Genomic DNA, 24088 nt, shown 5'->3' on the forward strand with positions numbered 1-24088 from the left:
CCAAAGTCATTGGAGTTGCAGGTAGGCAGCCAGTAAACGCATCCCGATGAGCTGACTCAAGTCAGTGATTCGGGTAAGCGCGCGCAGCTAACACCCCTGCGGCTTCAAGGACACAGGGGAAATCAATGTAGCTGAAACTGCTGCGCTGGCGAGGAGGTTTCTTTATCAGCAATATGCAGATGAGACAACGCATTGCTACGGAAAGGAATCACCTGAGTTCGACCATCTAGCTGCACAATTTGGTAGAACTGCGGCAAGTTGAAGTTGATAAAGCTAGAGCCGTAAGTAAAGCGGTCGTGGGAAGATGAATAGAAACGACTAACATCCCGCACTAACTCCTCCTTACTGCCCTCGCAATGATGATAAACCTCAACACGGTTGGTCTCATCCAGGATATAAATGTTAAATCCTTTCTCATCTGCAGTGCCTTCGAAGAAGAACTGAATAATCCCTTCGCTGGCAAAACCATCCACGACGGGTGGCAGATGAATTTGATCGGTTTCGACCTGAATCGATAACCCATGCAACTTGTTATTGGATATCGCGCCATAGAATTCGACGGCATTTTCCAATTTCTGCACCGAGACACTCAGGCGCTCAAAGAACAAGCCCCATGTTTGACCGGAAACTCGCACCGCTTTGAAACGGCCTGGTTCCTGGCGGGTACTGGACAAGCGCAGTTCAATACATTCAGAAACCAATTGCTGGATACGGGTACGAATCAAGCCACGTAAGTGTTGGCTATAGCAGAATACATCCACGGATTCTGGCGGAGCCGCATCCTGATGCATTTTGCCTAAAATAGTTTTCAGTGCTTCCAATACCGCCTGTTCACCGCTGAAATGCAGCGTCCGCACTTCATTCCATGAATTGCGGTACAACAAATCAATACTGCCAACCAGGCACTGTTGCTGCTCGCCAAAACTGAAAACATCCAGTTTACGGAAATCAAAATGCACCACTTGATTACGGAAAGCGGCAGTTGGGTCATGTTCCAGATTGACGATAATCGCTAAATGGCGAATCTCGCACGGACTATACAGCGCTTTAGGTGTCGGCGCTGGCAGACGCAATGGGAAGTGGTGAGAGATATCGGTCACCAACTCTTGCAGTTTGACGGTATCGCACAGATTGGCACTTTTAATATGCAGGCGCGTTTTGCTGGTCAACAAGCCGTTGAAATAGGCCCATGACACTAATTTATTCAGATAACGGTTATATTCCAGCGGCTGATGGCTGACAATCGTCTCCATCGACGGCGCTTGGTTATACAGATACCAGCCCGGACGGTTAGCACGGCCCGCTGGCACATGAATAAAGGTCAGGTGTTCTTCGGAAAGATCCGGTGAAATTTGTGGGTTAACCAGCGTCACTTTACCCGGTAGGGCTTCAAATGCCGCATACAGTTTCCGGGTCAGAACGCCGATATCCTGCGGGCTGGCGCTAACACTCAAGTTGTTACGCCGCGCAAAGCGAATCAAATTACGATAGCTTTGCATCATGGCATCTAACAGCTCGTTATGTGCTTCACGCACCCGTTCAATCTTCCAGTTCGCACGGTTATCCAACACCGCCAGACTCTCGTCACTCCAGCCCCATTCACTGACTAATTGGCTGAGAATTTCACGCCGCCAGCCCACACTTGCGGGGGTTCGGGATAATTTCTCACACACTTTCAGATAGAAACAACGACGCACCAGGTTCAAACGGGTGGTGTCATTAATTTGGGTCAGGTAGCGGGTGACGCGATCAAGCATCATGCAGTAAGCATCGAGGCCAAATGCCACAATCTCACCGGCATGCAGGCGCTGCTTGATTTCCATCGCCAACAGTTGAGAATTAGGGTATTCCCAAGAATAGGCTTCGAGCAGAACCGTTTTCAGCACCGCTTTATAAGGCGAATCGATACTCTTGTACAATTGCCACAAACTGGCCCCGAAATACTCTTCCGCTGACAGGGTGCTCAAACCGCCCAGATCCAGCCATTCATTCGGCGTTAATACGCCCTGCGCGTACAGCGACAGCACGTAATCATCGTAATTATTTTCTTCTTCAACCGGGACCATATTCCACAGAATACGCTTCCCAGCCAGACGAACCGCACTGCGGTAAAATTCATCCAGCAATAAAATATGTTGGGTTGAGCCGCAATCCTCACCCCCCAGACTACCACTGGCGTTATGGCGGAAACGGTTTTCATCTATCAGGAAGAAGCTGACTTCAACACCCATTGATGCAGCCCATTTTTCCAGCAGACTACATTTCTTTTGCAGGCGGTTGCGCTCTTCAGCATCAAGCCAGGCTTGGTGACACACCCAGATATCCAGATCAGATGTATGGCACTGACCAATAGATGAAGTGCTTCCCATTGAGTAGACGCCGGTAATCGGCAGTTCACCGCCCACACTCTGCTGCAAAGGTTGGCCCCATTTGGCTTCAACCTCAGAGAGATAATCCTGTTGCGTTTCATTGGGCGTGAAAAGACAGATGCCATGGGGAACGTTACCATCAAGGTAGCCCGGCATCAGTGGATGATGACAATGTAATAGGGTCGGTAGCAGACTGTAGACCTTTTGGAAGGCTGGCCCCATGGCCGCCAAGGCGCGATCGACTCGTAATTGGTTGATCGCATCCAGTCGCTGTTTTAGTGTCTCGATGTAGAGGTACAAGACGTCTCGCCTGGTTGTTCCGGTGCTTAGAATTGTTCCGGTGCTTAGAAAAAAAACCGTGTTCCAGATTCGCTTATGGCTTTTTTTGACTTTCAGCGAAAATGTGGTTTTTGTTGAACTGACCAAAAAACATTTTGTTTGAAGACATATTGTTTGAATAACAGTTAACGAATTATTGCTGGAAACGTGATCAATCTAACACCTTGCCGATTGACCGTAAAGAAAGTAAAGCTATCCCCACAATTATAATGCCTATCTCTTGCCAAAGTCATGGTCGTAATGGTCCAGTATCAGGCAAAAAACCGCGAAGGCCGTGGCTACCACACTGACAGCCTTCATCGGTCAATGGTAGGATGGGCCGTAAAATATAAAAACGGTAACAAGCAATGTTAGACAAAATTATTCGAATTGCCACGCGACAAAGCCCGCTCGCCTTATGGCAAGCACATTATGTTCAACATTTACTGCAAGCTAATCATCCAGGCCTGCAAGTCGAATTGGTGCCAATGGTGACCCGTGGGGACATCATTCTGGACACACCACTGGCAAAGGTTGGTGGTAAAGGTTTGTTTGTTAAAGAATTAGAGCTAGCGCTATTGGAAGGACGAGCAGATATTGCCGTTCATTCGATGAAAGATGTCCCGATTGCCTTCCCTGAAGGATTGGGTCTGGTCACCATTTGTGAGCGTGATGACCCTCGCGATGCTTTCGTATCAATAAATTATGCTCATTTGGATGAGTTGCCCGCTGGCAGCATTGTGGGCACGTCAAGCTTGCGCCGTCAGTGTCAATTGCGTGAGCGCCGCCCTGATCTGATTATCCGTGACCTGCGCGGTAACGTCGGCACGCGTCTTGCCAAGTTAGATAAAGGTGAATACCACGCCATTATTTTAGCCGTTGCTGGCCTCAAACGCCTCGGACTGGAAACGCGAATTCGTTATGCCATGCCTGCTGAGGAGTCATTGCCTGCGGTCGGTCAAGGTGCGGTCGGTATTGAATGCCGTCTCAATGATAATTTTACCCGTCAACTACTGACACCATTGAATCATCGCGAGACTGAATTGCGCGTGTGCGCTGAACGCGCCATGAATACCCGCCTTGAAGGAGGTTGCCAGGTGCCTATCGGCAGTTATGCCGAATTGGACGGCGATACTCTGTGGCTTCGCGCGTTGGTCGGTGCCCCTGATGGCAGTGAAATTATTCGCGGTGAACGCCGAGGGTCGGCTGAAAATGCAGAGCAAATGGGTGTTGAACTGGCCGATGAGCTGCTATCACGGGGTGCCAGAGAGATACTGGCTGAGGTTTATCAGGATAATCCACCGCTATGACGATTCTGGTCACCCGTCCATCCCCTGCCGGGGAGCAGTTAGTCAGCCGCCTGCGTGCGCTGGGCCGGGTTGCCTATCATGCACCCTTGATTGATTTCTCACCCGGCGATGACCTGCCCAAACTGCCTGCATTACTGCAAGATATGCAGGCGGGTGATTTGGTTTTTGCTTTATCACAAAACGCAATTCGCTACGCTAACCCGCTGTTAAAAAGAAATAACCTGTCATGGCCCGCACAGTTATCTTATTATGCTATTGGTCGTAACACTGCATTAGCATTACATACTGCCAGCCGCTTGCACGTCACCTTCCCCCCAACGGGAGAAACCAGCGAGATGCTATTATCATTGCCCGACCTGCAACAACTGACAGGTAAGAAGGCACTGTTATTGCGCGGTAATGGCGGGCGAGAGCTTCTTGGTGAAAGCCTGACGGAGCGGGGTGCAACGGTGACTTTTTGCGAGTGTTATCAACGCAGTCCTATTTTTTATGATGGCAGTGAACAAAGTGCGCACTGGCAGCGTTCCGGGGTCGATATTCTGGTCGTTACCAGCGGCGAAATGCTACAACAGATCTATACTTTAGTTCCTGATTATTATCGTTCTTCCTGGTTGCTCCGCTGCCGGTTAGTGGTCGTGAGCGATCGTTTGGCGGCTTTAGCAGCCCAAATGGGCTGGAGTAATATCCGGGTCGCAGAGAATGCTGATAATGATGCGCTGATCCGCGCACTACAAGATTTTTAATAAACCTGAAACCTGACTATGGGATGCCCAATATGACGGAACAAAATACCCCATCCGCACCAGTGGAAGAGACAACCACCGCGGCTGAGAGGCACCAACAGCCAGAACCAGAAATCCGCCGGGAGAAAAAATCCGGGCCAATTCTGGGCGCCATTGCTATTGCACTGGCCATCGCGCTAGGTGCCGGGCTTTATTATCACGGACACCAGCAGGCTCAGTTACAAGAAGCGGCAAATATTGCGCTGCAAGAACAGTTAGCCGAATTAAAGCAGAGTCAGTTGCAGGAAAAACAGCAGCTAGAGTCATTGTTGCAACAACAAGGCAAAGCTCTGGAAGCAGCTGACCGCCAACAAACCTCGCTGACGCGCCAACTAAACGAGTTACAAGAAAAAGTCGCGACTATTTCAGGAAGTGATGCCAAAACCTGGTTACTGGCACAAGCTGATTTTCTGGTGAAAATGGCAGGGCGTAAACTCTGGAGTGATCAGGATGTCACCACTGCCGCCACATTACTGAAAAGTGCCGATGCCAGTCTGGCTGATATGAATGACCCAAGCCTTATCGATGTGCGTCGGGCCTTAACCGAAGATATCAGTACCCTTTCGGCAGTCACGCAAGTCGATTTCGACGGTATTATTCTCAAATTGAATCAATTGTCGAATCAGGTCGATAACCTGCGTCTCGCCGATAACAATATTGATGATTCCCCGATGGATGCCAATAGCGATGAGCTGTCCAGTTCATTAGCCGAGTGGCGTCAGAATCTCACCAAAAGCTGGCATAGCTTTATGTCAGATTTTATCACTATCCGCCGCCGCGATAGCAGCGCAGAGCCACTGTTAGCACCCAATCAGGACGTTTATTTACGTGAAAATATCCGTTCCCGCTTGCTGGTCGCCGCTCAGGCCGTGCCTCGCCATCAGGATGAAGTGTATAAACAGTCGCTAGAGACGATTTCTACCTGGGTTCGCGCCTATTTTGATGTGAATGACCCGAATACCAAGGCGTTTCTGGATGAATTGGAGAGCCTGAGTCAGCAGTCAATTTCAATGGACGTGCCTGATCAATTGAAGAGCCAGCCGATGCTGGAAAAATTGATGCAAACCCGGGTTCGTAACTTACTGGCACAAGCGCCAGTTGCCGCTCAGGGGGAATAAGTATGCTGCGAGTGTTACTGTTATTCCTCATTCTGACCGCCGGGATCGTCCTTGGCCCCATGCTGGCCGGTCATCAGGGTTATGTATTGATCCAAACTGACAACTATAACGTCGAAACCAGTGTGACCGGTTTAGTCATTATGTTGGTCTTAGTGTTGGTGGCGTTCCTGATAGTGGAATGGATATTGCGCCGTATTTTCCGCACTGGTGCACGTACCCGTGGCTGGTTCCTCGGCCGTAAACGCACCCGTGCCCGTAAGCAAACCAAAGCGGCACTTATCAAATTGGCAGAAGGTGATTTCAAGCAAGTTGAGAAGTTATTGACTCGCAATGCCGATCACGCCGAACAACCCATGGTGAACTACCTACTGGCAGCAGAAGCCGCTCAACAACGCGGTGATGAATTCCGTACCAATCAGTATCTGGAACGGGCGGCTGAAGTGGCTGACACCGACCAATTACCGGTCGATATTACCCGGGTGCGGATTCAACTGGCACAGGGGCATGTTCATGCCGCACGTCATGGTGTTGATCGGCTCCTGGATCAAGCACCACGCCATCCGGAGGTGCTGCGTCTGGCTGAGCAGGCTTACCTCCGTTCCGGTGCTTACAGTTCATTACTGGAAATTTTACCCGCGATGAGCAAAGTGCAGGTACACACCGCCGAGGAAATCGCCGCGCTGGAACAGCAAGCTTATATTGGCATGATGAATCAGTGTATGGCAGAAGAAGGAAGTGATGGCCTGAAACGCTGGTGGAAAGATCAAAGCCGCAAAGTACGCAATGAGATACCACTACAAGTTGCCTTGGCGGAGCATCTGATTGAATGTGATGATAGTGATGTGGCCCAGCAGATCATTTTGGATGGTCTGAAACGTCAGTATGATGAACGGCTGGTGTTGTTGATCCCGCGCTTGAAATCCGGCAACCCAGAGCCAATAGAGAAATCATTACGCCAGCACATCAAACAGCACGGAGCCACACCGTTGCTCAATAGCACTTTGGGTCAGTTGATGCTGAAACACGGCGAATGGGAGAAAGCCAGTGAGGCCTTTAAAGCCGCACTTGCACAGCGCCCAGACGGCTATGATTATGCATGGCTGGCTGATGCTCTGGATAAGTTACACCGCCCTGAGGATGCCGCTCAGGCTCGCCGCGAGGGGTTATTGCTCACACTGCGGCAGAATGGTGAGTCACTTTGATGGTACGCAAATCAATCGGTGAGCCAAGGGCCGACCGCACCTAAGGGTACTTCGGTGGCTCACGTACTTGTGTTTGAAACTAAAAGTGACCCCTGCGGCATGTTTCCCCTTGGTTCAGCTTTAATCGTCAGCTAAAGGCTCCTTTGGGAGCCTGAGGTTAATGACAAAGTGCCCGCATCGGTGAAAACAGGTAGATCGTAAAGACGCCGTAAACCCTTCCCTGGGGGCTCGAGCCGCGCCTTCCCTGGCGCGGACGCTTTACTCTTCTACCTGTCCTCACCTTGCAAGATCGAGTCGTTGGGGTTTGTCCGCAGTCTGAGGCTCCTTCGGGGGCCTTTTCTTTACCCTTGATTCGGGTAAGTGCGCCCTGCGGCTTCAAGGACGAAGGGTTGGCAAAAAAAAAACGCTTGCCGATAAGGGCAAGCGTCTGAAATTTTCAGGTCTACAGACAACAATGTCGGTGCCTCACTCAACGTTATGCCCGGTATGTGATGAAGATATTCAACATCGTTTACATGGACAATAGGCACCCTAAAATCGGCTCTGCGTCATCCCTGGGTTTATGAAGCTAAATTGGCTATAAAAACCAGGCTATCATAATAAGTGGGATGAGCATCTACACAGTAGATAATGCAGTTAGCGTGCCAAGTTTTACAACAGGTCAATTTTTTACTCATTCACCCTGAAATAGACTTATAATTAACTGATAATTAATAATTTTATTTTCTTGCTCACTCATAGAACAAAATCTCACTTCCACTATCCTGGGTTTAATCCTACCAACGTGATCTGTCGCTACAAAACGACGGTATAAGCTATCAATTATTTTCTTTATATTTATCATTCTGTTATACGTCTCCATTTAGAGACAAAGCATTCGTCTTTTGTCGCAAAAAACCAACACCCTTCACTTCATCTAATAAAAAGAAGATCGACTCCTGCCATCAGGCAAATTTGATCAAAGAGCGCCAACAGCGGTTTCTTATGCAAGTGGAACGGATACAACGATGGATAGCGGAATGAAAAACAGGAGGAGAGATAATATGGAAATCGATTTGATACGAGCAAGTCGGGGACAAAGTACAGACGAAAAAAAACCCCGCATTGCGGGGTTTCTTCTGAAATTGGTCGGCGAGAGAGGATTCGAACCTCCGACCCACTGGTCCCAAACCAGTTGCGCTACCAAGCTGCGCTACTCGCCGATTTCGTACTGTTCACTCTACATGGTCTTTCGACCTATGTCCATGTAAATCTTAATAAAATCTACATGTTTTGTGTGGTGCGAAGGGAGGGACTTGAACCCTCACGTCCGTAAGGACACTAACACCTGAAGCTAGCGCGTCTACCAATTCCGCCACCATCGCATGTTCCACAAAATTTGGGGTGGCTAATGGGGCTCGAACCCACGACAACTGGAATCACAATCCAGGGCTCTACCAACTGAGCTATAGCCACCATAACTTCCTACTACTTACAGCCTACTTCGACTTCGTCGTACGCGGCAATCTTACCACCGCAGCTCTTGCACACAAAATTAATGGTGCGCCCGACAGGATTCGAACCTGAGACCTCTGCCTCCGGAGGGCAGCGCTCTATCCAGCTGAGCTACGGGCGCTTAGCGCCGTTGCGGGTGAGGATACTACGGTTTTAATACTTGGCTGTCTAGTGCTTTTTTAGAAGAAATGGTGTGTTTGCTTACGCTTTGCACACTCTGCCGCAAAAGTCAGCCATTGATAGCCCTCACCTCGCCCTGTTCGCTGGTTTTATAGCCGTTTAATTTCGACAGGTACCTTTTTATGCATTCCCAGGCAAAAATAGCAGGCTGTCACCAAGCCAAGGAAAATCACCCCAACCAACAAAGATAACCGGGTATCCGGGTTAAGTCCCATCCCCACCAGCACACAAATCAGGAAAGCGATGGTGAGGTAGTTTACATAGGGGAACATGATGGATTTAAACGGATGCTGTTTCAGTGCCTCAACATGCGCCTGACGGAAACGTAGCTGACTCACCAACACCACGAACCACGGCACCATGCCCGGCAGCACACTGGCACTGTAAACATACACAAACACCTGCTGTGGATTGGGAATAATGTAGTTAAGGCTAGAACCCACCATCAAACATAAAATAGTGACTGCAATGCAATAAACCGGAACACCGCTGGCCGACAGTTTGGTCAAGCAAGCGGGTAACTGGCGGTTCTTCGCCAAGGCATATAGCATACGCCCACCGCTATACATGCCACTATTACAACCCGACAGCGCCGCCGTGAGCACCACAAAGTTGATAATCCCTGCGGCTGAAACTATTCCTATCTTGGCAAATGTCAGTACAAACGGACTACCTCCGGTACCAATACCATCCCACGGGAAGATAGTGACAATCACGAAAATCGCCCCGACATAGAAAATCAGGATGCGCCAGAGGATGTTATTGATAGCACGTTTTAGTGTGACCTGAGGATTTCTGGCTTCGCCAGCCGTAATTCCGACTAATTCAACCCCCTGGTAAGATGCCACCACAATACACAGCGCAAACATAAAGCCTTTCCATCCCCCAGCGAAGAAACCGCCGTGCGCCGTCAGGTTATCAAATCCGATAGGTTGGCCATGATTACCAAAACCGAAGAAAATAACCCCTAACCCCACCAAAATCATCACAATGATGGTGGTCACTTTGATCATCGCAAACCAAAACTCCAGCTCGCCATACAACCTGACCGCCGCGAGATTAGCGAGTGCGACTATCGCCACCCCAGCAATAGCCGGTAACCATTGGGGGATTTCCGGGAACCAAAACTGGACATATACACCAATCGCGGTAATTTCAGATATCCCCACCGCTATCCACATAAACCAATAACCCCAAGCCGTCAGGTAGCCAAAATAGGGGCTAAGATACTTATGTGCATAAACGGCAAAAGAGCCTGCAACTGGCTCCAGATAGAGCATTTCGCCCATGGATCGCATAATGAAAAATACAAACAAACCGGCAATGATATAAGCCAGTAATACCGACGGCCCAGCCCATTTTAATGTACTGGCGGAGCCCATAAATAACCCAACACCAATGGTACCGCCCAACGCTATCAGTTCGATATGCCGGGCTTCCAGCCCACGGTGTAATCCTTTTTTCTCTTCGTTGTCTGCCATATATCCTCTATAAACCGACTGGTGTGTCTGCTCCGGATTTCCCGGTTGTTGTTGTTATTCAATATAAGATTAACGACCAAATGAAATATTTAGCTTAATTATTAATACAGATTAAAGAATAGGAAAACGGCCCATAGAAAAACGCTGCGCTCACCACAGAACCGTAACCGGCCGGTATCGTTCCGTATCTGAGTCAGATAAGCAAACAAGAAACTAAAACTTTATGGAATAAATAAAATTAAATTGATTCCATAATGGAATTAAGAGATGGAGGTATTAATCAGGAGAATGGATAGGAAAGGTTTCATAGCATCAGGACCGATTTGCCCCTGATATATACCCAAGTTGCTTCGAGATGCAGGTAGGCGGCAACCGAGCAAATCCCCTGGAGCTTAGATAACTAAGTGACTGGGGTGAGCAAGGGCAGCCAACACCCCTGCATCTTGAAGGGCGACGGGTAGAGAAGGTTATTACAAGCGACCGCTATAATAATAACCAACAAATTTCAGCAATTTGAATTGGCGGCGAATACGACTGGGTTGAGCCAGAAGGCGATAGAGCCACTCCAACCCCATGTTCTGCCATATCTTAGGCGCACGTTTAACATGGCCGGTAAAGACGTCGTAAGTCCCGCCAACCCCCATATAAAGCGCGTCAGGGTAGACTTTACGACAATCACGCATAAACATTTCCTGTTTAGGTGACCCCATGGCAACAGTGACAATTGCCGCGCCACTGGCAGCAATCCGGGCAAACAGCGCTTCGCGTTGCTCTGGTGTGAAATAGCCGTCCTGGCTCCCGACCAGATTCACATTCCATTGCGCACGCAATTTAGCTTCAGTTTCTGCCAACACGTCAGGTTTACCACCGACTAAAAACACCGGTACCCCTTGCTGACCCGCGCGCTGCATCAGTGCTTCCCACAAGTCAGCCCCTGCCACTCGTGACAATTTCGCCTGTGGATATTTGCGGCGGATAGCACGCACCATACTGATACCGTCAGCGTACAGATACTCAGCCTCAGTGATCAACTGACGTAATGCCGCATCATCTTCCGCTTTTAGCAGTTTCTCTGCATTCATTGCCACCAACGTGCCCGTTTTCACCGGGCCACTGCTCAGCAAATGATCCAGCGTCTGCTCCATATCGCGAAAACCCCAGATGTCGAAGCCACGGACACTATATTTGGGAATATCAATAGATTTTGGAATCTCAGTATTCTGTTCCATCATAATCCTTACAGTTGGCTGCTCTCGTGCGGTACGGATAACGGCTTCGGCTTACCAATATGGCGCTGCACCCGTTGCTTGATTAAACCCGCCGTATCGAACAACCAATACAACAATTTCGCCAGTATCAAACAGGCACCAAAAATCACACAGAAAAATACCACTCGCGAGACAAAGGAATCTAACCCTTCCCGCGCTAACACGATGATGTTAAACACGGCGCCAAAACAGAAGCTTTGCAGAATGGCGGCTTTGTAGCGATTCTTCTCGGCCTTACCTTGTTCATACAACCAGTCGAACCATTTAATGATTAATCCCACCACAATGGCTCCCAGCGGGATAAACAGCACCCCCCCCATCACCACCAGGGAGCCTATCAACGTTGGGGAGATTGCCAGCCCTGAGTGGTTATCAAGCACGTCCCAGGTAAAGTAATTAGCAGTATTCAATACCAGGTCTGGACGAGCGGGCCATAAGGAGCTGGGAATAAATACGTAGAAATCACGGATAATCGGTGCTAATCCCTGAAAATCTATTTTGTCGTAATTCTGGAGTAACAACCCAAGATTTTCCCACGGCGAAAAAGTATCGCGCGTCAGATAAAGGAAAGTATAAAACGCCTCTGCGCCGTTCACATCCAAACCGTAGCGCTTCAGGGCCAACCAGAACATGCCGACAATGCCAAAGACGCCAGCCGCTGCCAGCATCCACAGCGTTATCCAGCCGCGAACAATACCGATAAACAGGAATAATGAGAATGCAATAATGATATTCGCACGGGTGCCGCCGACAATCACATAAGTCAGGATGCCAAACGCCACTGTGCTTGCCAGGAAGAAGAACCAGGCACGCATATCCTGCCTGAGGAAGTAGACCACCAACATCGCCGGGATAAAGAAGTAGAAAAAGCGCTTCAGTGCTACACCGGAGACATCGCTGGAGAAGATTTTACTGTAAGAATCAAGTTTAAATAGCAGAAAGCCATTCTGCATAAAGAAGATCCCTACCGTGCCGATAGCCACCAGCGCCAGCAGCATCCAGGTCAGATTGGTTTCTACCCGATTCATCGTAAATACCGGTGCCCGAGGCTGGCTGCGTTGCTTACTCAACCGCGTCTTATAGCTCACATAGTAAATACCATAAAAAGCTGTGGCTGACAGCATGGCATACAGCAGGTATTCAACTGGCACCACCGCAACGCCAAACTGGAACACCAGCATGCAAGTCAGTGGGAAGCCAAAATAGAACGTCAACAAATAGAGCATTGAAAACAGCACGTTGAAGTTAAAGCGTACCCGCCTAAACTCCTGATACGTCAATATCAAGATAAAAATAACGGCTATCAAATAGACGCTGAAAAGACCACCAAATTGCCCCAGCGTCATGGGTGTTCTCCTGCGGCAAGTGCCAGCGCCTGTTGCCAACCTTCAATATAATTAGGGTTAAAGAACGCAATAGCGTGCTTATCCAGCCCCGCCAATTGGCGCTGTGCCTCGCGAATCAATGGCTCGTCCAATGAATCACCGTAGAAAAGCACCGGAATATGCTGCTCGGCTAAATCTTGCCAGAACGGATTCTTACGGCTCAAAACGAAGGGCACGCCAAACTGAGTCAATAAACACAGAGTGCCAATACCTTGCTGACGATTAAAAATAAAATAGCCTAAATCGCATTCGCGTAGGATATTCAGATAATCGTCGAACGGGATCTGTTCCGTCAGAATGCGCAGATTATCTTGGGCAAACAACGCCAGACCCGCCTGCCTAACCTGCTCAATATACAGCTCATTATTGGCTGGATACCCCATCGGCAAAATCACTCTGGCATCAGGGCCAAATTGCTGATGAATAGCCTTTAGCGCCTCAATATGCCGATTAGTAGTATCACCTGAATTCCCTACCAGAATAGTCATTGGCCCCGCCAGCGGCTTGTCAATATTGACGCCAGTTAACGCCGGATCCATACGGGTTGGGAAATAGAGCAGTGACGCTGGTACGCGCGGATGGCGCTGTTGGAAATGAATTAAATCGCCACGAGTGGCAAAAACATGCCCTACTCGCCCTTGTGCAATACGGCGTAGTAGGTAAAACAGGCGGAACTTCAAGCTTTTGGCATCTTCGTATAAATCTGCGCCCCAAATATGCCAATACACCTGGTACGGTTTGATTTTCCCACTCAGCAACGCCAGCCACAAAGTGGCATTAAACTGCCCATGCCAGAAAAAGCGCGTATCGCGGGAGGCCTGCGCGCGGGCAATAACCGCTTCAGCCAAGGTTTTTTTATTGCTGTGCGTCTCGATTTCCAATTGAGGAAATGATGAGAAAGGGGCGGTCTCTTTTGCCGCAACCATAAAGTGTCGGGCCTGCTCGGCAGGTACACGAGTGCTCAGCACATCATTAAAGAAGCGCAATACAGTCAGATTATGGTGCGGGATATCAGATCCCAGTACATGAATCAGGGTTGTCATTTTTTTCTACTGTAAAGAGTGTTTACGGTGATGAATGTCTACGATACATAAGGAACACGCAGCTACAGAGCGCAAAATAGACGATATAAGTCGCCATATAAGCCTGTGCCGCGCCCAAAGAGCCATTCATTGGGATTAACCAATGGGCAAACCCGGTCAACAGTAAGAACTGGCTGACTTCCGTCAAAATGTAAAAGCGTAAAGAAGCTTTGGCAATCACCAGGTAGCCAAATACGTAAGAACCGACTTTCAATACATCACCGACCAATTGCCAGGCGAACAAGTCGCGCATTGCCGTAAATTGGTGAGAAAATAGCAGCCAGATAGCAAAATCACGTAATAACCAGACTATCAAACTGGCGGTCGCGACTGCCGGTAACACAAACTTCAGGGAGCGCAGAATTTCACGCGAAATATCTGCTTTTGCTTTGAGCCTTGAGAGTGTCGGCAGTAAATAAACCGTAAATGACGCTGTGATAAATTGTAGATAAGCATCTGAAATACTGCTTACCCCTTGCCAAATCCCGACAGCATCCCAACCATAGCGGTCAGCCAGCAAGTTACGCATCATCACATATGCAACCGGTAAGGTCACTGAGGTAATCAACGCCATGATGGTAAATTTACCCAAATGGCTCGCTAATGCTTTGTCCCAGCTTAGTTTAAGATAGCTTAACGGAATAGTTTTGCGCCGAATCAGCATCGCTGCCGCAGGGATAACCACCAGCGCGGGAACTAATGCCAGCCCCACCAGCGCGCCGGGATAACCCCCTATGCGGAAACAAATATAGTACGCGACCACACCAATCAGGCTGCCACCAATCACCGCCAGCGCATTCCCCATCGCATCGCGATAACCTTTGAGAATAGCCAGGAATAGATTGGCGTAAGCAATCCCCATTTGGATAAACGCCACCGCCCGTACCACATTCTGATAATCAGCATGGCCAAATAATGCGATGCTGACCGGTTTGGCCGCCAGCAGGAAGATCAGTGCCAGCAGGGTTGAGAAACCCAGCACAATCGCCGATGAAGTCCCCAGCACGGCTCGCAAACGTTCAGGTTGCTGGTGGTATTCAGCAACATATTTAGTAATGCCGTTAAAGATACCCGCGCCAGACAACACGCCTAATACCGTAATTAGCTGGCGGAAGTTACCCGCCTGCCCAACACCGCTAGGGCCAAAGGTCACCGCCAGCAGTTTAACCACTAACAGCCCTACGCCGATCTTAATCAGCGTAGAGCCAGCAGTCCAAATCGATGCTTTTGCCAGAGACATATCAGGCGAAGAAACTCAGAACAGTATTAATGACCGTGCTCTGATTCACATCAGTCAGGTTATAGAAGATAGGCAAGCGCACCAGGCGTTCACTTTCTTTGGTGGTGAAGCGGTCTTCACCGTCCATACGACCAAACTCTTCACCTGCCGGGCAGGCATGCAATGGAATATAGTGGAAGACCGCCATGATCTCGGCTTCTTTTAGGAAGCTGATAAATTTAGAGCGCTCTTCGATATCACGCAGTTTGATATAAAACATGTGCGCGTTTTGTGCCAAATTGTCAGGAATAACCGGCAAATCAATGCGCCCGGCATCAGCTAATGGCTTGAAAGCATCATAGTAAGTGTGCCACAGTGCCAGACGACGTTGGTTGATTTGATCTGCTGCTTCCAACTGACCCCATAGATATGCGGCTTGTAAGTCAGACATCAAATAGCTGGAACCAATATCACGCCAGGTGTATTTATCGACCAGCCCACGGAAGAACTGGCTGCGGTTAGTCCCTTTCTCGCGGATAATTTCAGCGCGCTCAGTCAGTGACGGGTCATTGATAAGCGTCGCACCACCTTCACCACCCGCGGTGTAGTTTTTGGTTTCATGGAAGCTAAAGCAACCAATATGGCCGATAGTGCCCAGAGCTTTGCCTTTATAAGTCGACATCACGCCCTGTGCGGCATCTTCTACCACAAATAAATTATGCTTTTTCGCCAGCGCCATGATGGTGTCCATCTCACAAGCTACGCCTGCATAATGAACCGGCACGATAACCTTGGTTTTGTCAGTAATGGCGGCTTCAATCTTAGTTTCATCGATATTCATGGTATCTGGACGAATATCGACAAACACCATTTTTGCGCCGCGCAGCACAAAGGCATTGGCGGTAGACACGAAAGTGAAACTTGGCATGATAACTTCATCGCCGGGCTTGATATCCAACAGCAACGCGGCCATTTCCAGTGAGGCGGTACAAGAAGGCGTTAGCAAGACTTTCGGGCAATCGAAGTGTTTCTCCATCCACTGCTGGCAGCGACGGGTAAAGCCACCATCGCCACATAATTTGCCGCTGGTGATTGCTGCCTGCATATAACCCAGTTCAGTGCCGACTACCGGTGGAGCGTTAAATGGAATCATTTCATCCCCTGCATAACCAATACGCGGTGCTCTCAATCGAGGCACCACTGCGAATATAAAGACGTAAAGCAGCAACATTGCTCATCTGCGTGGCTACCCGTAACCGGTGTAACCTATGACTCTGGCACCACTGCTTTGCCGCCGACATTAATAATGAACCTATACCTTTACCCTGCGCATCTGGAAATACCGCTAACAGGCCAATACGCGCACTGCCATCTTGCAAATCGCGTAATGTCACAAAGCCCGCTGGCTGACCCAATGTATCCATCACCAACAAACATTGATGGTCAAAAGTGCCAAGCACGGCCTTTTCAGCCCATAATGCATAAAATCGCCCGCTGTCCTGTGGGTCATACCACGGAGCGCGAAAACGGCTCAATGCAAAAACTCGGGCTGCGACACTGCGCAATAGCGTGATATCGGCGGTTGTTGCCAGCCGCTGTTGATAAGTTCCAGTATCTATCGCAGATGAAGCATTTTCCGTGCCAACCCCATCTTTTTCCTCAATTAACAGCGCCAGATCAACTTCACCTTCCACTAACTTGAAACCAAGCTGGCCGAGGGAGTCAATGAGGTCAAGGCGATGGGTCGGCACTTTGGCTTGGGTCAGGGTAAAAGCATCCAACTCAGCCGGGTTAAGTTGCGGGGCTGAGTCGGAGAAGTTAAGTTTTGCACTTTGGCGCTGGAAAAATTCACTTTCCCAGGCCAGCAGTTCAATACTAGCGTGAACGGGCATGGAGCAAGTCCAACAGATATTTGCCATAACCGGTTTTCGCCAATGCCGTGGCCGCGCGTCTTACACTATCGTCGTCCAACCAACCATTACGCCAGGAGATCTCTTCCAGACAGGCGATCTTGAAACCTTGACGTTTTTCAACGGTTTGCACAAAAGTACTGGCTTCAATCAAGCTGTCATGGGTGCCGGTATCCAGCCAGGCAAAACCACGGCCCAATAATTCAACTGTCAGTTCTCCGCGCTCCAAATACATCTGATTAATGCTGGTTATTTCCAGTTCACCGCGAGAAGATGGCTTTACTTTCTTAGCAAAATCAATCACTTGATTATCATAAAAATAAAGACCGGTGACTGCCCAATTAGACTTTGGCTGAGTCGGTTTTTCTTCGATAGATAAAGCACGGAAGTTATCATCGAACTCCACCACACCAAAGCGCTCTGGATCCATAACCTGATAGCCAAATACAGTTGCACCATGCGGTCGAGCAGCTACGGCTCTTAATTTTGGGCTAAAGGATTGTCCAAAATAGATATTATCGCCTAGCACCAGGCAGCAAGACTCATTGCCGATAAACTCTTCACCGATAATAAATGCTTGCGCCAGCCCATCTGGACTCGGCTGCGCGGCATAACTCAGCTTAATACCAAACTCATCTCCATTACCCAGCAAGCGCTGGAAAGACGGCAAATCTTCTGGAGTAGAAATAATCAACACATCACGGATCCCGGCCAGCATCAGTACTGACAGCGGATAATAAATCATTGGTTTATCGTAGACGGGAAGTAGTTGTTTAGAAACACCACGAGTGATGGGATGCAGCCTCGTACCGGAGCCACCCGCCAGAATTATACCTTTCATTCTATCTCCTGAAACACACCATCTCCTGAAACCATCAGGCAGACGTTATACATAGACAAAACATCATGCAAAATATTGAATGATGTTATTCCTAATAATTAGTCGACTGTTAAACCTATCGTCAGTTAGTCAACGATATACCCTATAGACTTCAAGGCGCAGGTAGGCGGCAATTGAGTGACAAATTGGTCGTAAACCATTCTGAACAGCGCCTGCACCAGCCCGTAGGGTGAGCCTCTGATGAGGCTCATAACCAATAAACTTAAACAAGTAAGTGATTCGGGTGACCGAGCGCAGCCAACACATCTGCGACTTGAAAGATGAAGAGTATCAGTCACTCAAGCCCAGACGCTCACCGGCGTAAGAACCATCCTGAACACGCTGCCACCAAGATTTATTATTCAAATACCATAATACGGTCTTGCGGATGCCACTTTCGAAGGTTTCCTGTGGCCGCCAGCCCAACTCTCGCTCAATTTTGCTGGCATCAATGGCATAACGCATATCATGGCCTGGCCGGTCTTTGACAAAGGTAATCAAGTCACGGTAGTGAGCAATGCCTGCCGGTTTTTCCGGAACTAATTCATCCAATAACGCGCAGATGGTTTCCACCACTTCAATATTCTTGCGCTCGTTATGGCCGCCAATATTGTAGGTTTCACCCACCACACCTTCGGTAACCACTTGGTACAAGGCGCGGGCGTGATCTTCAACAAACAGCCAATCGCGAACCTGCGCACCATTGCCATAGACTGGCAGCGGTTTGCCCGCCAGCGCATTCAAAATAATCAACGGGATCAATTTCTCAGGGAAATGATACGGGCCGTAGTTATTAGAACAATTGGTCACTAAAGTCGGTAAACCGTAGGTCCGCAACCAGGCACGAACTAAATGGTCGCTGGATGCTTTGGATGCTGAATATGGACTACTTGGCGCATAAGGTGTTGTTTCGGTGAATAAATCATCGGTTCCGTGCAGGTCGCCATACACTTCATCAGTTGAGATATGATGGAAGCGAAACGCCAATTTTTTCTCAGCATCCAGCGGTTGCCAGTAATGGCGCGCGGCCTCCAACATCTGGTAAGTGCCCACAACGTTGGTTTCGATAAAAGCAGCGGGGCCATCTATAGAGCGGTCAACATGACTTTCTGCAGCCAGATGCATTACCACATCTGGCTGATATTGCGCAAAAACACGATCCAACTCAGCACGATCACAGATATCAACCTGTTCAAAAGCGTAGCGCTCACTGTGAGCGACAACCGCCAATGACTCCAAATTGCCGGCATAGGTGAGTTTATCCACCACTACCACGCTATCTGAGGTGTAATCAATAATATGTCTTACTACTGCAGAGCCGATAAAACCGGCTCCGCCTGTGACCAGAATACGTCTCAACGCCATACTCCTTTGGTGTCAACAATCCAGGATTGCTTCACATCTTCAGGTTTGATTGCTTTGAATTGGCTGTGGTCTACCAGCATCACCAGCACATCCGCTTGCTGCAAGGCAGTTGTGGTGTCTTTCAAGGTTACGTGGCCCACCAACGATTTAGGTAATTGCTCAACATTAGGCTCAACTACCAGCGTTTCACCGGTGTGCCATTGTGCGATCAGATGGGCGATTTCAACCGCCGGGCTTTCACGCAAGTCATCAATATTGGGCTTAAATGCCAGGCCGAAACAGGCAATTTTCACTTCAGAAGCACGTTTATCAGTGGCTGCCAAACAATCAGCAACTGCCGCTTTAACACGATCAACAACCCACAGCGGTTTACCATCATTCACCAAACGAGCGGTGTGAATCAGGCGGGCCAGTTGTGGATTTTGCGAAACGATAAACCAAGGGTCAACCGCGATACAGTGGCCGCCGACACCAGGGCCAGGCTGCAAGATATTAACGCGTGGATGACGGTTCGCCAGGCGAATCAGCTCCCATACATTGATTCCCTGCTCATCACAAATCAGCGACAGCTCGTTGGCAAAGGCAATGTTAACGTCACGGAAGCTATTCTCGGTCAGCTTGCACATTTCTGCGGTGCGGGAATTAGTCACCACACATTCGCCTTCCAGGAAGATTTTGTACAATTCACTCGCGCGGGCAGAGCACTTCGGTGTCATACCACCAATAACGCGGTCATTTTGAATCAGTTCTACCATCACCTGACCTGGCAATACGCGCTCAGGGCAATAAGCAATGTTAATATCGGCCTCTTCACCGGCGTTCTGTGGGAAGCTTAAATCAGGGCGAGCTTCAGCTAACCATTGTGCCATTTGCTCAGTCGCGCCGACGGGAGAGGTGGATTCCAGAATAACCAAGTCACCTTTTTTCAGCACCGGAGCGATAGATTTAGCGGCTGATTCGACATAAACCATATCCGGTTCATGATCGCCTTTAAACGGTGTCGGTACGGCAATAAGAAACGCATCTGCTGCCAGTGGTTTGGTTACGGCTTGTAGGTAACCGCCTTCGACAGCAATCTTCACCACTTTATCTAAATCCGGCTCCACGATATGGATAGCACCGCGATTAATGGTTTCAACTGCATGGGCGTTGACGTCCACACCAATCACTTTCTTCTTACGCGACGCGAAAGCAGCAGCAGTTGGCAGGCCAATATACCCAAGACCGATAACAGAAATAGTTTCAAAACTCATAGCGTCACCTGATGATTCTTTAAAGCTTCAAGGATGCGTTGACAGGCATGCCCGTCACCGTAAGGATTATGCGCCCGTGTCATTTGATGATAGGCAGTTTCATCAGTCAGCAAACGGGTCACTGCATCGACAATTTTATTAATATTAGTGCCAACCAACAAAACCGTACCGGAATCGACAGCTTCCGGGCGCTCAGTGGTATCCCGCATGACTAATACCGGTTTACCTAATGAAGGCGCTTCCTCCTGAATACCGCCGGAGTCCGTCAGGATCAGATAAGCATGGTTCATGAGATAAACAAACGGCAGATAATCTTGCGGATCGATCAGGATGATATTATCAATCCCTTTCAAAATACGGTTAACCGGCTCGCTGACATTCGGGTTGAGATGCACCGGATAAACCACTTGCACCTCAGGATGTTTAAGTGCAATTTCAGCTAATGCGCTGCAAATCCGCTCAAAACCACCACCAAAACTCTCGCGGCGATGGCCGGTAACCAGAATCATCTTCTTATTAGTATCGATGAACGGATAGCGGTCCGCCAGACTTGCACGTAACTCCGGATTATTCATCACCCGATCCCGCACCCAGAACAGCGCATCAATCACGGTATTACCGGTCACAAAGATGCGGTTGTCCGGCACCATTTCACGTAACAGATTTTGTCGCGAATTTTCCGTAGGTGCAAAGTGATACATGGCCAGATGCCCAGTCAGTTGACGGTTGGCTTCTTCTGGCCACGGAGAATAGAGGTTCCCAGTGCGCAAACCCGCTTCGACATGGCCGACAGGGATGCGGTGATAGAATGCAGCAAGACTGGTCGATAACGTCGTGGTGGTATCACCATGTACCAGGATAACGTCCGGCTTAAACTCAGCCAGCACAGGCTTTAGCCCTTCCAGAATACGACAGGTTATTTCCGTTAATCCCTGTCCCGGCTTCATGATATTCAAATCATAATCCGGTTGAATCTCAAATAAACGCAACACCTGATCCAACATCTCACGATGTTGGGCGGTGACGCAGACTCTTGATTCAAAGGCTTCATCCTGAGCCAAGGCATGCACCAGAGGAGCCATTTTAATGGCTTCAGGCCGGGTGCCAAAAACAGTTAACACTTTCACAGTGAATCTCTTTAAGGTCAGTTAGCCGCAGACAATGCCTGCAAGTTGGACGCACAATGCGCCCATTACTTTAAGTCTACTACTCAGTACGACTGGTGCGACGAACCAACACCACACCGGCACCCACCAATGCCCCAATAGCACCCCACATAATCAGCAGGAATACACGACGTGGGCTATCACGGGTAACTGGATCTTCTGGCGTACGTAAGTAGCGGTAAGTCTGGAATGTTTTATCCAGTGTCGGGCCGACGTTCAAAGTTGCCAGCATGGCGCGGTTCTGATCGTAATCAATATCAAAACTTGGGCCGGTAGCCTGTAATGTTTCTAAACGGGCTTCAAGCATCGGCTTACCCAACATAAACATTTTTGAGTCAGGCAATTGCTCAGCTGGAGTGTCCGTTTGATTACGGTTAATCCCTTGCTGGCTAGCCACTTTCAATGCTTGAGCCACGGCTGCAACTTCACGGTCGAATACAGCTTTAGCCACCGCTTCCTGCCGTTTGACCTGCGCTTTCATTGATTGAGTTCTGGCAGCCCAGGCACCTTCAATCTCATCATTCAAATGACTAGCCGCACGTTGACTAGCAAAATCAATGTAACTGCGCAGTAATTTATTTGAATCAGAGGCCGTTTCCGCTGTCAATTTGATGCTGTCATTCAGCATTTTTTTATCATCACGCGGCGTGAAAACAATATTATTCACCAGCTCGTCCAATAATGCGGCATCAGCCTTAGCATCACCTTCTACCCGTTGTTTGTAGTAATCGGTTTGTAGCCAAAAATCACGACGGGTATCGTAAGCAGCCAATTGAGTGATGAACTCACCGTAAGCTTCGTCGGAAATACCGGGCTGCTCACTGCTTGCAGCGCTATTGATTCGAGTATCCAGGTTACGCAAGAATTGCTGCTGGGAATAATAGCCACCCAAGTTATTGACGGTTGGCCGGTCTGTAATGGCTGTAGCACTCCACTGTTGCTTCACCAGATAGGAAACACCCAGCGCAATAGCAGCAAAAAGAATTGCCATACCGATAATCCACACTTTACCGCGCCAAAGAGTACGGCACAGGCTGCGGATATCTAACTCGTTATCCACAGAAGGCTCATTATGGGTAGACCCTGTTTTATCAGTCGACATAGATTCTGGTTTCATCACTGCCTAAAAGCCTCTGGTTAAGATTCATGCTTATTTTGCGATGCACGGCGCATCCGACGCTTGGTACGCTTGATAAAACGTGCCACTCGCCATGCTCGTTTAATGCAATAGCCATACAATATAAATGCAAGCAAGAATAGTGCCAACATGACCCATTCGGGTACAAATGTCAGTCGTTCGCCGATAACACCCACAGCAGCTAACAAAGCCGCAGCCAGAGTGATCAGGACAAAAGCTTGCCGTGATGTAAAACCAGCACGCATGATCAAATGATGGATGTGCTGGCGGTCAGGTGAGAAAGGGCTCATCCCTTTACGTAAACGCCGGTACATGATGGCAATCATATCCATCAAAGGAATGGCAATAATCCACAACGCGGTAACGGGGTTAATCGGATGAGCGTTGCCTTGGGTGGTTTGTAGCAGTATCCAAATTGCGGTGAAACCGATTAGCGTACTGCCCGCATCACCCATAAAAACTTTATAGCGGCGGCCTAATAACCCGAGGTTTAGCAAGATATAAGGCAAGATGGCGGCGATCATCGCAAAACACCAAAGTGCTAATGCCATTTGTCCACTTTGATAGAGCAAAATCCCCATGGCACCGAAAGAGACACAAGATAACCCCCCCAGTAGGCCATCAATGCCATCCACCATATTGAAAGCATTTATCGCCGCCCATACTGCGAATAATGTGACGACATAGCCGAACGGCCCTAATATCATTTCCCACGGGCCAAAAGCGTGCCCCAAGCTGCGCAAATAAAGCCCGGCGACCGCCATCATGGCAACACCGACTAATGCTTGTACAAAGGCTCGGATTTTTACACTGATATCGAAACGATCATCTAAAGCACCAACGAACACCAATAAACCAGCGCAGCCGAGGTATAAACGAAAATGGGGAATATGCTGGTTGGTAATCAGAAAGGTAAAACAAATACCCGCAAACACGGATATTCCGCCCACTAATGGGATCAACCCTTGATGACGTTTGCGATAATTAGGTTTATCAACTAATCCAATTTTCTTGGCAACTTTGCGAGCAACAAATAAAAATGCCAAAGAAAACATGAATATAACGAATATTTCAGTACTCATGGTGAGTAAATTCACGTTTAACCGCTCTCTGCAAAAAGATACAACAGCTTAGCATGTGGCATGGCATAAACTATACCTTCCCCACG

The 24088-nt window shown here is 48.8% G+C and carries 18 protein-coding genes and 4 tRNA genes; 4 read left to right on the plus strand and 18 right to left on the minus strand.

What is annotated here, in order from left to right:
- Window positions 1-122: 122 nt before the first annotated feature.
- Window positions 123-2669 (minus strand): class I adenylate cyclase, encoded by a 2547-nt coding sequence (locus QSV56_RS16170; protein WP_046050015.1) that lies wholly within the window; start codon window positions 2667-2669, stop codon window positions 123-125.
- Window positions 2670-3055: 386 nt separating this feature from the next.
- Here QSV56_RS16170 and hemC point away from each other — a divergent pair, with 386 nt between their 5' ends.
- Genes hemC through hemY form a run of 4 tightly spaced genes read left to right on the plus strand, consistent with a single transcriptional unit; the run spans window position 3056 to window position 7099 of the window.
- Complete coding sequence (gene hemC, locus QSV56_RS16175) at window positions 3056-3997, plus strand: hydroxymethylbilane synthase (protein ID WP_046050014.1); 942 nt, start codon at window positions 3056-3058, stop codon at window positions 3995-3997.
- Complete coding sequence (hemD, locus tag QSV56_RS16180; protein ID WP_046050013.1) at window positions 3994-4740, plus strand: uroporphyrinogen-III synthase; 747 nt, start codon at window positions 3994-3996, stop codon at window positions 4738-4740. Before hemC ends, hemD begins: the two co-directional genes overlap by 4 nt.
- Window positions 4741-4772: 32 nt before the next feature.
- Window positions 4773-5897, plus strand: coding sequence for a uroporphyrinogen-III C-methyltransferase (hemX, locus tag QSV56_RS16185; protein ID WP_005176188.1), 1125 nt, complete (start codon window positions 4773-4775; stop codon window positions 5895-5897).
- 2 nt (window positions 5898-5899) lie between these two features.
- Window positions 5900-7099 carry a protoheme IX biogenesis protein HemY gene (gene hemY / locus QSV56_RS16190; RefSeq protein ID WP_011815337.1) on the plus strand — a complete coding sequence of 400 codons (1200 nt, stop codon included), beginning with the start codon at window positions 5900-5902 and terminating at the stop codon, window positions 7097-7099.
- 1125 nt (window positions 7100-8224) lie between these two features.
- On the opposite strand, the gene QSV56_RS16195 is transcribed toward hemY, so the two are convergent.
- From QSV56_RS16195 to wecA, 17 genes are all read right to left on the minus strand, one after another.
- Window positions 8225-8301, minus strand: a tRNA-Pro gene (locus tag QSV56_RS16195).
- Window positions 8302-8376: 75 nt separating this feature from the next.
- A tRNA-Leu gene (locus tag QSV56_RS16200) sits at window positions 8377-8463 on the minus strand.
- A 15-nt stretch (window positions 8464-8478) separates the two neighbouring features.
- Window positions 8479-8554 (minus strand) — tRNA-His (locus QSV56_RS16205).
- 83 nt (window positions 8555-8637) lie between these two features.
- Window positions 8638-8714: transfer RNA gene (locus QSV56_RS16210), tRNA-Arg, on the minus strand.
- 148 nt (window positions 8715-8862) lie between these two features.
- Window positions 8863-10254: an amino acid permease gene (locus tag QSV56_RS16215; protein WP_019080202.1), complete on the minus strand. Its 1392-nt coding sequence runs from the start codon at window positions 10252-10254 to the stop codon at window positions 8863-8865.
- Between the two features lie 470 nt (window positions 10255-10724).
- On the minus strand, window positions 10725-11483 hold the full coding sequence (wecG, locus tag QSV56_RS16220; protein ID WP_019080203.1) for a lipopolysaccharide N-acetylmannosaminouronosyltransferase: 759 nt from the start codon (window positions 11481-11483) through the stop codon (window positions 10725-10727).
- Between the two features lie 8 nt (window positions 11484-11491).
- Window positions 11492-12868 (minus strand): ECA oligosaccharide polymerase, encoded by a 1377-nt coding sequence (gene wzyE, locus QSV56_RS16225; RefSeq protein WP_050158550.1) that lies wholly within the window; start codon window positions 12866-12868, stop codon window positions 11492-11494.
- Window positions 12865-13950 carry a TDP-N-acetylfucosamine:lipid II N-acetylfucosaminyltransferase gene (locus QSV56_RS16230; RefSeq protein ID WP_050132273.1) on the minus strand — a complete coding sequence of 362 codons (1086 nt, stop codon included), beginning with the start codon at window positions 13948-13950 and terminating at the stop codon, window positions 12865-12867. The genes wzyE and QSV56_RS16230 overlap by 4 nt, the downstream gene beginning before the upstream one ends.
- A gap of 22 nt (window positions 13951-13972) precedes the next feature.
- Window positions 13973-15229: a lipid III flippase WzxE gene (gene wzxE / locus QSV56_RS16235; protein ID WP_005176202.1), complete on the minus strand. Its 1257-nt coding sequence runs from the start codon at window positions 15227-15229 to the stop codon at window positions 13973-13975.
- Between the two features lies 1 nt (window position 15230).
- Complete coding sequence (rffA, locus tag QSV56_RS16240) at window positions 15231-16361, minus strand: dTDP-4-amino-4,6-dideoxygalactose transaminase (RefSeq protein ID WP_046050009.1); 1131 nt, start codon at window positions 16359-16361, stop codon at window positions 15231-15233.
- Window position 16362: 1 nt separating this feature from the next.
- The gene (rffC, locus tag QSV56_RS16245; RefSeq protein WP_301212978.1) at window positions 16363-17100 is read right to left on the minus strand and encodes a dTDP-4-amino-4,6-dideoxy-D-galactose acyltransferase; all 738 of its coding nucleotides are present in this window, start codon (window positions 17098-17100) and stop codon (window positions 16363-16365) included.
- Window positions 17084-17959, minus strand: coding sequence for a glucose-1-phosphate thymidylyltransferase RfbA (rfbA, locus tag QSV56_RS16250; RefSeq protein WP_019080208.1), 876 nt, complete (start codon window positions 17957-17959; stop codon window positions 17084-17086). Before rfbA ends, rffC begins: the two co-directional genes overlap by 17 nt.
- Before the next feature lie 330 nt (window positions 17960-18289).
- Window positions 18290-19363: a dTDP-glucose 4,6-dehydratase gene (gene rffG / locus QSV56_RS16255; protein WP_172666022.1), complete on the minus strand. Its 1074-nt coding sequence runs from the start codon at window positions 19361-19363 to the stop codon at window positions 18290-18292.
- Entirely contained in the window at window positions 19354-20616 is a 1263-nt protein-coding gene (wecC, locus tag QSV56_RS16260) for a UDP-N-acetyl-D-mannosamine dehydrogenase (protein WP_019084355.1), read from the minus strand. Before wecC ends, rffG begins: the two co-directional genes overlap by 10 nt.
- Window positions 20613-21743, minus strand: a complete 1131-nt coding sequence (gene wecB / locus QSV56_RS16265; RefSeq protein WP_046695575.1) for a non-hydrolyzing UDP-N-acetylglucosamine 2-epimerase — start codon at window positions 21741-21743, stop codon at window positions 20613-20615. The genes wecC and wecB overlap by 4 nt, the downstream gene beginning before the upstream one ends.
- 79 nt (window positions 21744-21822) lie before the next feature.
- Window positions 21823-22899 carry an ECA polysaccharide chain length modulation protein gene (gene wzzE / locus QSV56_RS16270; protein WP_019080212.1) on the minus strand — a complete coding sequence of 359 codons (1077 nt, stop codon included), beginning with the start codon at window positions 22897-22899 and terminating at the stop codon, window positions 21823-21825.
- 20 nt (window positions 22900-22919) lie between these two features.
- Window positions 22920-24017 carry a UDP-N-acetylglucosamine--undecaprenyl-phosphate N-acetylglucosaminephosphotransferase gene (gene wecA / locus QSV56_RS16275; RefSeq protein ID WP_019080213.1) on the minus strand — a complete coding sequence of 366 codons (1098 nt, stop codon included), beginning with the start codon at window positions 24015-24017 and terminating at the stop codon, window positions 22920-22922.
- Window positions 24018-24088: the final 71 nt, after the last annotated feature.

Origin of the sequence: Yersinia sp. 22-579 (genome assembly GCF_030433455.1) — a bacterium.
Lineage (GTDB): Bacteria > Pseudomonadota > Gammaproteobacteria > Enterobacterales > Enterobacteriaceae > Yersinia > Yersinia enterocolitica.

Bases quoted from the DNA above. Each gene is read 5' to 3' on its own strand.
- hemC (WP_046050014.1), top strand. From the start codon at position 3,056: ATGTTAGACAAAATTATTCGAATTGCCACGCGACAAAGCCCGCTCGCC.
- hemD (WP_046050013.1), top strand. From the start codon at position 3,994: ATGACGATTCTGGTCACCCGTCCATCCCCTGCCGGGGAGCAGTTAGTC.
- hemX (WP_005176188.1), top strand. From the start codon at position 4,773: ATGACGGAACAAAATACCCCATCCGCACCAGTGGAAGAGACAACCACC.
- hemY (WP_011815337.1), top strand. From the start codon at position 5,900: ATGCTGCGAGTGTTACTGTTATTCCTCATTCTGACCGCCGGGATCGTC.
- QSV56_RS16215 (WP_019080202.1), bottom strand. From the start codon at position 10,254: ATGGCAGACAACGAAGAGAAAAAAGGATTACACCGTGGGCTGGAAGCC.
- wecG (WP_019080203.1), bottom strand. From the start codon at position 11,483: ATGGAACAGAATACTGAGATTCCAAAATCTATTGATATTCCCAAATAT.
- wzyE (WP_050158550.1), bottom strand. From the start codon at position 12,868: ATGACGCTGGGGCAATTTGGTGGTCTTTTCAGCGTCTATTTGATAGCC.
- QSV56_RS16230 (WP_050132273.1), bottom strand. From the start codon at position 13,950: ATGACAACCCTGATTCATGTACTGGGATCTGATATCCCGCACCATAAT.
- wzxE (WP_005176202.1), bottom strand. From the start codon at position 15,229: ATGTCTCTGGCAAAAGCATCGATTTGGACTGCTGGCTCTACGCTGATT.
- rffA (WP_046050009.1), bottom strand. From the start codon at position 16,361: ATGATTCCATTTAACGCTCCACCGGTAGTCGGCACTGAACTGGGTTAT.
- rffC (WP_301212978.1), bottom strand. From the start codon at position 17,100: ATGCCCGTTCACGCTAGTATTGAACTGCTGGCCTGGGAAAGTGAATTT.
- rfbA (WP_019080208.1), bottom strand. From the start codon at position 17,959: ATGAAAGGTATAATTCTGGCGGGTGGCTCCGGTACGAGGCTGCATCCC.
- rffG (WP_172666022.1), bottom strand. From the start codon at position 19,363: ATGGCGTTGAGACGTATTCTGGTCACAGGCGGAGCCGGTTTTATCGGC.
- wecC (WP_019084355.1), bottom strand. From the start codon at position 20,616: ATGAGTTTTGAAACTATTTCTGTTATCGGTCTTGGGTATATTGGCCTG.
- wzzE (WP_019080212.1), bottom strand. From the start codon at position 22,899: ATGAAACCAGAATCTATGTCGACTGATAAAACAGGGTCTACCCATAAT.